6 protein-coding genes are annotated in these 4,681 nt (G+C 37.3%); 5 read left to right on the forward strand and 1 reads right to left on the reverse strand.

Features of this window, described 5'->3' with window-relative positions:
- Window positions 1-416 precede the first annotated feature (416 nt).
- A complete protein-coding gene (locus tag MM239_RS20510) occupies window positions 417-773 on the forward strand; it encodes an RDD family protein (protein ID WP_241350199.1) in 357 nt (118 codons plus the stop codon).
- A gap of 12 nt (window positions 774-785) precedes the next feature.
- Complete coding sequence (locus MM239_RS20515; protein WP_241350200.1) at window positions 786-1,025, forward strand: hypothetical protein; 240 nt, start codon at window positions 786-788, stop codon at window positions 1,023-1,025.
- A 72-nt stretch (window positions 1,026-1,097) separates the two neighbouring features.
- On the opposite strand, the gene metK is transcribed toward MM239_RS20515, so the two are convergent.
- Complete coding sequence (gene metK / locus MM239_RS20520; RefSeq protein ID WP_241350201.1) at window positions 1,098-2,351, reverse strand: methionine adenosyltransferase; 1,254 nt, start codon at window positions 2,349-2,351, stop codon at window positions 1,098-1,100.
- A gap of 354 nt (window positions 2,352-2,705) precedes the next feature.
- Between metK and MM239_RS20525 the strand changes: the two genes are divergently transcribed.
- Genes MM239_RS20525 through MM239_RS20535 form a run of 3 tightly spaced genes read left to right on the forward strand, consistent with a single transcriptional unit; the run spans window position 2,706 to window position 4,667 of the window.
- Window positions 2,706-3,152, forward strand: coding sequence for a hypothetical protein (locus tag MM239_RS20525; protein ID WP_241350202.1), 447 nt, complete (start codon window positions 2,706-2,708; stop codon window positions 3,150-3,152).
- A 2-nt stretch (window positions 3,153-3,154) separates the two neighbouring features.
- Window positions 3,155-4,348: a GTP-binding protein gene (locus tag MM239_RS20530; protein ID WP_241350203.1), complete on the forward strand. Its 1,194-nt coding sequence runs from the start codon at window positions 3,155-3,157 to the stop codon at window positions 4,346-4,348.
- Window positions 4,349-4,385: 37 nt separating this feature from the next.
- On the forward strand, window positions 4,386-4,667 hold the full coding sequence (locus MM239_RS20535; RefSeq protein ID WP_241350204.1) for a hypothetical protein: 282 nt from the start codon (window positions 4,386-4,388) through the stop codon (window positions 4,665-4,667).
- Window positions 4,668-4,681: the final 14 nt, after the last annotated feature.

The following is a 4,681-nucleotide window of genomic DNA, read 5'->3' on the forward strand; positions in this document are numbered from 1 at the left end:
CCTAAAACCCAAATCAAAAACTAATATAGCGAATGCTAATATGCTAATAGATTGAATTATAGTATTATTCAATTCAAATAATTTCCGGATCTTTAAGATCCTTTCATCTGGACTTGTGAAAAATTTATTTTCCATATTCACTAAAGAATCGGAAAGGTATTAAAATAGAAATAAAGAGAAAAGATTTTAAATTCAAATCATTTGAAAACTTATCTCTAAAAAACATAATGATAGATCCTGCTGAAAAGATCTTATAGTTTGTAACTGATCATTTTAAATGTTAATTTTTTATTTACTACACCCTGTTTTTTTAACTTTTATTGTCCCAAACAAACAACTCAAAACTTAAAATACATACAATCTCTTTTAGGTTAAAAAAAATATTGATATGTTAGCATTTCAAAATATTCAATCCAATGAATTTCAAATATAGAATTGCAAACTTCTTCATAGACATGGGTTGCTATTTGATTTTTTCATTGGCTATCATTTTCTTGACCAAAGAAATTATCGATGTCTCTTATGTAAGAGATATACTTCTTGGAGTTTACTTTCTATATTACTTTTGTTCTGAGCTGTTTTTTGGTAAAACCATTGGAAAAGCCTATACAAAAACAAAAGTGGTTGATAAAAACACCTTGAACAAACCTAAATTTTATCAAATCTTAATCCGAAGCTTGTTAAGAGGCTTGCCTTTTTACTTCATATCTTATTTCATTTCTGAAAAAGGTCTGCATGATCACTTATCGCAAACTATATTAATCAAATCATAAACTAAAAATCAAATGAAAAAAGCGTTAACAAACATTCTTTCCATGCTATTGATAGTTGCCACGCTTTCTAGCTGTGCAACAGTATTCGGTGGACCAGTTACTGAATACCAAAGAACCAAGCCAGGGCCAGGAGAACCTCAGAGGCAAGTTAGGGTTGGTGCTTTAGTGGCAAATATCCTCTTGTTTATGCCAGGCTTGATTGTAGATTTTGCTACAGGAGCGATATACAAGCCTGAGAGCAAAGCAAATTAATTCTTCTTCTTGAAATAAAACAAAAAATGCGGCTTAATTGCTGCATTTTTTGTTTTATTTAGATGATTTGATTTAAATCTCAAATGCTTTTTTAATCTTATCTACATAATCCAGCTTTTCCCAAGTGAATAATTCCACATCCAAATCTATAGATTTTCCATCTGGTGTGAAAAATGTCTTGCTAACCACTTCATTCTCTCTACCCATGTGGCCATAAGCCGCAGTCTCTTCATATATTGGATACCTTAGCTTAAGTCTTTGCTCAATAGCGTAAGGGCGCATGTCAAACAATTCCTCTACCTTTTTGGCAATCTCTCCATCTGTAAGTTTTACCTTAGCTGTACCATAAGTATTCACATAGATCCCCATAGGCTTTGCTACGCCAATCGCATAGGAAACCTGCACTAGCATTTCATCAGCAATTCCAGCAGCCACCATGTTCTTAGCAATATGTCTGGTTGCATAGGCAGCTGATCTATCTACTTTGGAAGGATCTTTTCCCGAAAATGCTCCCCCTCCATGTGCACCTTTTCCACCATAGGTATCGACGATGATTTTTCTACCTGTCAATCCAGTATCACCATGAGGTCCTCCAATCACAAACTTGCCAGTAGGATTGATGTGATAGGTAATGTCTTCTGTGAACAAAGCCTGAATCTCTGGAGTCAGCTGAGCTTTAACTTTTGGAATCAATTTGGAAACCATATCCTCTTTGATCTTTGCAAGCATAGTCGGCTCATCAGCAAAATCATCATGTTGGGTAGAAATCACAATTGCATCAATGCGCTGAGGTACATTTTCGTCAGAATATTCAATGGTCACTTGGGCTTTTGAATCAGGTCTCAAGTAAGCAATTTCATCATTTGATCTTCTGAAAGCTGCAAGCTCTTTAAGAATCCTGTGAGAAAGATCCAAGGCTAATGGCATGAAATTCTCCGTCTCTTTAGTGGCATAACCAAACATCATCCCTTGATCTCCAGCTCCTTGCTCTTCTGGTGAAGTTCTATCTACCCCTTGATTGATATCTGGAGACTGCTCATGAATGGCTGACAATACACCACATGAATTCCCGTCAAACATATATTCACCTTTGGTATAACCAATTCTATTGATTACATCCCTTGCAATTTTCTGCACATCGAGATAGGTATCTGATTTGACTTCTCCAGCTAAAATTACCTGGCCTGTGGTAACCAATGTTTCACAGGCAACTTTAGACCTTGGATCAAATGCCAAAAAGTTATCAATGAGTGCGTCAGAAATTTGGTCTGCTATTTTATCTGGGTGACCCTCAGAAACAGATTCTGAGGTGAATAAATATGACATATTTTTTGCTGTTTTGAAACGAAGCGTAAAAATACGGTTTAGTAATGAAATAAAAAATGTAGAGATTTGTCAAATAATAAATACGAGAATAAATTTAACCGATCTCAAATTTTCTTTGACGAAATAGCGTTGATCTATGGTATAGAGTCTCATTTAAGATTAAGATCATTCGTTAAAATTGTAAGGCATTGAAATAAAATAAATAATTGCAACAATGTTGCATTTATAAAAGCAATATAGTAGCTTTGTAACCATATCATTCATATAGTGTTCTCTTCATTCGAATGATGATGGTTGACAAAAAGACTCTAGGTTTTGCCTAGGGTCTTTTAACAAAACTTGTAAAGAACACCTATGAAAAAGATAGCATTGACATTCATTTCTGGATTAATCCTCCTCAGTAGCATGGTAAGCCCCGAACCAGATATGTGGGCTTTATTTTCGAAAACAAGGTTTATCGAAAAACTCAATAGGGAATTTGGAATGTATTTTCTATACCCAAAATTCCCAGATGAACTTACTGCGCTGGAAGGAAAAGTGATAACAGTCTCAGGGTTTTATATTCCATTGGAAATGAATGCTTCAAACATCGCAGTACTTTCGAAATTCCCGCAAGCAGAATGTTTTTTCTGTGGTGGAGCCGGGCCAGAAAGTATAGTGGTAGGCTATTTGAAAAAGAAACCGAATCGTAAAATCAAAACTGATGAAATCGTCAAAATAAGAGGTACACTAAGGCTCAATGAAGATGATATCGAAGAGCTGAATTTTATCCTCCAAGATGCCGAGATCATCTTAGACTAAAAATGCAAAAAAAACTTCCTGTTACAGTACTTAGTGGATTCTTGGGAGCTGGAAAGACCACACTTCTCAATCACATTCTCCATAACAAAGCTGGACTCAAAGTAGCAGTCATCGTAAACGACATGAGTGAAGTCAATGTAGACGCTCAGCTTGTAAGACAGGAAAACACCTTATCGCGCACAGAAGAAAAGCTTGTAGAAATGAGTAACGGGTGCATATGCTGTACCTTACGTGAAGACTTGATGATAGAAGTAGAGAAGCTTGCCTCGGAAAATAGGTTTGACTATTTGATCATCGAAAGCTCAGGAATTTCCGAGCCTTTGCCTGTAGCACAGACGTTTAGTTTTGTTGATGAAGAAAAAGGTATAGACCTATCTCGGTTTAGTAGACTAGACACCTTAGTGACAGTTATAGATGCTTACAATTTTTATAAAGATTTTGGAAGTGCTGATACAGTGCACTCCAAACAGCTCAACGAAGACCCTGAAGATAACAGGAGTATAGTCAATTTACTTACTGACCAAATCGAGTTTGCCAATGTCATCTTGATAAACAAGGCTGACTTGGTAAGCGTAGAACATCTCGCAGAGCTGAAGGCCATCCTGAATAAGCTAAATCCAGGTGCAAAAGTTTTAATGACACAAAACAGCATAGTTGCTCCAGAAGAAATTCTGAATACTGGCATGTTTGACTTTGAAGAAGCCTCTAACTCGGCAGGATGGATTGCAGAGCTGGAAAATGAACACCTACCAGAAACTGAAGAGTATGGTATTTCTTCCTTTGTATTTAGGAGTAAAATCCCCTTTCATCCACAGAGGTTCTGGGAATTCATCTCTTACAACTGGCCTGGAAATGTAATCAGAAGCAAAGGGCTATTCTACATTGCCTCACGCAAAGACCATGCATTATCTTGGTCGCAGGCTGGCGGATCAGTGAAGGCTGAGCCAGTGGGCGTATGGTGGGCGAGTATGCCTTTCAAAGAAAGAACTAGATATGCCTCATACATTGACAACAGAAGGCATATTGAAGCAGGTTGGGACAAAAACTTTGGTGATCGAAAGAACGAGATAGTCATCATCGGTCAGCATATGGATCAAGAAAAAGTTCAACAAGAGCTTGAAGAATGCTTGCTAGACAGGTATGAGCTCAAGGACTTCTTGAAGGGGGCAAAATTTGAAGATAATTGGCCGATATAAATGTCACCTTTATCAACAAAACACGTTCATACCAAGTATGAGCAAGAGAAAAAAAGAAACCGAAGGGGAAAAAGTAGCCGAAGAATGGGATTTGGAGGAAGGCTTTGGCGGTATTCCACAAGACATAACACTCACCCAAGGAATTGGCTGTGCTAGGTCTTCAAAGAAAATTAATAAAGGTAAACTGGAAGATTCTAAAGAATCAAAAAATCGGGTAGGAGAAACGGGATTAATTCCCGTTTCGACCTCCCACACCACCGTACGTACCGTTCGGTATACGGCGGTTCCTTGCTTTACGCCCTCTAAGAGAACGGGTTGACGTTGTTTTCAGTT

The sequence above is a fragment of the Belliella filtrata genome, from assembly GCF_022549775.1.
Lineage (GTDB): Bacteria > Bacteroidota > Bacteroidia > Cytophagales > Cyclobacteriaceae > Belliella > Belliella filtrata.

What these genes read in the sequence shown, in the direction of transcription:
- MM239_RS20510 (WP_241350199.1), top strand. Translation starts at nt 417, where the DNA reads ATGAATTTCAAATATAGAATTGCAAACTTCTTCATAGACATGGGTTGC.
- MM239_RS20515 (WP_241350200.1), top strand. Translation starts at nt 786, where the DNA reads ATGAAAAAAGCGTTAACAAACATTCTTTCCATGCTATTGATAGTTGCC.
- metK (WP_241350201.1), bottom strand. Translation starts at nt 2,351, where the DNA reads ATGTCATATTTATTCACCTCAGAATCTGTTTCTGAGGGTCACCCAGAT.
- MM239_RS20525 (WP_241350202.1), top strand. Translation starts at nt 2,706, where the DNA reads ATGAAAAAGATAGCATTGACATTCATTTCTGGATTAATCCTCCTCAGT.
- MM239_RS20530 (WP_241350203.1), top strand. Translation starts at nt 3,155, where the DNA reads ATGCAAAAAAAACTTCCTGTTACAGTACTTAGTGGATTCTTGGGAGCT.
- MM239_RS20535 (WP_241350204.1), top strand. Translation starts at nt 4,386, where the DNA reads ATGAGCAAGAGAAAAAAAGAAACCGAAGGGGAAAAAGTAGCCGAAGAA.